This is a genomic window from Lysinibacillus antri (assembly GCF_003977595.1).
Classification (GTDB): domain Bacteria; phylum Bacillota; class Bacilli; order Bacillales_A; family Planococcaceae; genus Ureibacillus; species Ureibacillus antri.
Window position 1 is genome coordinate 1 of sequence record NZ_RYYR01000066.1, and the last position, 1,295, is coordinate 1,295.

The following is a 1,295-nucleotide window of genomic DNA, read 5'->3' on the forward strand; positions in this document are numbered from 1 at the left end:
ATATTACCCAGGAGGATTAGCTCAGCTGGGAGAGCACCTGCCTTACAAGCAGGGGGTCGGCGGTTCGAGCCCGTCATCCTCCACCATCAATGCCGGTGTAGCTCAGTTGGTAGAGCAACTGACTTGTAATCAGTAGGTCGAGGGTTCGACTCCTTTCGCCGGCACCATTTGTAAGAGCCATTAGCTCAGTGGTAGAGCATCTGACTTTTAATCAGAGGGTCGAAGGTTCAAGTCCTTCATGGCTCACCAGTTTTTTTAAGCGGGTGTGGCGGAATTGGCAGACGCACTAGACTTAGGATCTAGCGCCGCAAGGCGTGGGGGTTCGACTCCCTTCACCCGCACCATTTTAATGAATATTGCCAGAAAAAATAAAGCACATGCGGAAGTAGTTCAGTGGTAGAACACCACCTTGCCAAGGTGGGGGTCGCGAGTTCGAACCTCGTCTTCCGCTCCAAATGTGCCGGGGTGGCGGAACTGGCAGACGCACAGGACTTAAAATCCTGCGGTAGGTGACTACCGTACCGGTTCGATTCCGGTCCTCGGCACCATTTTAAAAAGCGCCCGTAGCTCAATTGGATAGAGCGTCTGACTACGGATCAGAAGGTTGTGGGTTCGACTCCTGCCGGGCGCGCCATATTTTACGAGAAGTAGCTCAGCTTGGTAGAGCACTTGGTTTGGGACCAAGGGGTCGCAGGTTCGAATCCTGTCTTCTCGACCAATAAGTCTAACTGAGATAAAATTATGGGGCCTTAGCTCAGCTGGGAGAGCGCCTGCCTTGCACGCAGGAGGTCAGCGGTTCGATCCCGCTAGGCTCCACCATAAATAATAAAGATCCTGGCGGCGTAGCTCAGCTGGCTAGAGCGTACGGTTCATACCCGTAAGGTCGGGGGTTCGATCCCCTCTGCCGCCACTCTAAGGACCTTTAGCTCAGTTGGTTAGAGCAGACGGCTCATAACCGTCCGGTCGCAGGTTCGAGTCCTGCAAGGTCCACCAACGAAATAATAAAACGGAGGCATACCCAAGTCTGGCTGAAGGGATCGGTCTTGAAAACCGACAGGCGGGTTAAACCGCGCGTGGGTTCAAATCCTACTGCCTCCGCCATTTTTTAAAAACAATAATATTATCGCGGGGTGGAGCAGTGGTAGCTCGTCGGGCTCATAACCCGAAGGTCGCAGGTTCAAATCCTGTCCCCGCAACCAATGGTCCCGTGGTGTAGCGGTTAACATGCCTGCCTGTCACGCAGGAGATCGCCGGTTCGATCCCGGTCGGGACCGCCATTAATGGGTCGATAGCTC

Annotated in this window: 14 tRNA genes; all 14 read left to right on the top strand. The window is 54.0% G+C overall.

Going from position 1 to position 1,295, the window contains the following annotated elements:
* Positions 1-10 precede the first annotated feature (10 nt).
* Positions 11-86 (top strand) — tRNA-Val (locus tag EK386_RS19790).
* A 5-nt stretch (positions 87-91) separates the two neighbouring features.
* Positions 92-167: transfer RNA gene (locus EK386_RS19795), tRNA-Thr, on the top strand.
* A gap of 7 nt (positions 168-174) precedes the next feature.
* A tRNA-Lys gene (locus EK386_RS19800) sits at positions 175-249 on the top strand.
* 10 nt (positions 250-259) lie between these two features.
* A tRNA-Leu gene (locus EK386_RS19805) sits at positions 260-344 on the top strand.
* A gap of 35 nt (positions 345-379) precedes the next feature.
* Positions 380-454: transfer RNA gene (locus EK386_RS19810), tRNA-Gly, on the top strand.
* A 5-nt stretch (positions 455-459) separates the two neighbouring features.
* Positions 460-548, top strand: a tRNA-Leu gene (locus EK386_RS19815).
* Between the two features lie 9 nt (positions 549-557).
* Positions 558-634: transfer RNA gene (locus EK386_RS19820), tRNA-Arg, on the top strand.
* Between the two features lie 7 nt (positions 635-641).
* Positions 642-718, top strand: a tRNA-Pro gene (locus EK386_RS19825).
* Between the two features lie 25 nt (positions 719-743).
* Positions 744-819: transfer RNA gene (locus EK386_RS19830), tRNA-Ala, on the top strand.
* 17 nt (positions 820-836) lie between these two features.
* Positions 837-910 (top strand) — tRNA-Met (locus EK386_RS19835).
* Between the two features lie 6 nt (positions 911-916).
* Positions 917-993, top strand: a tRNA-Ile gene (locus EK386_RS19840).
* Positions 994-1,008: 15 nt separating this feature from the next.
* Positions 1,009-1,101: transfer RNA gene (locus EK386_RS19845), tRNA-Ser, on the top strand.
* A 23-nt stretch (positions 1,102-1,124) separates the two neighbouring features.
* Positions 1,125-1,199: transfer RNA gene (locus EK386_RS19850), tRNA-Met, on the top strand.
* 2 nt (positions 1,200-1,201) lie between these two features.
* Positions 1,202-1,277, top strand: a tRNA-Asp gene (locus EK386_RS19855).
* The last annotated feature ends 18 nt before the right edge of the window (positions 1,278-1,295 follow it).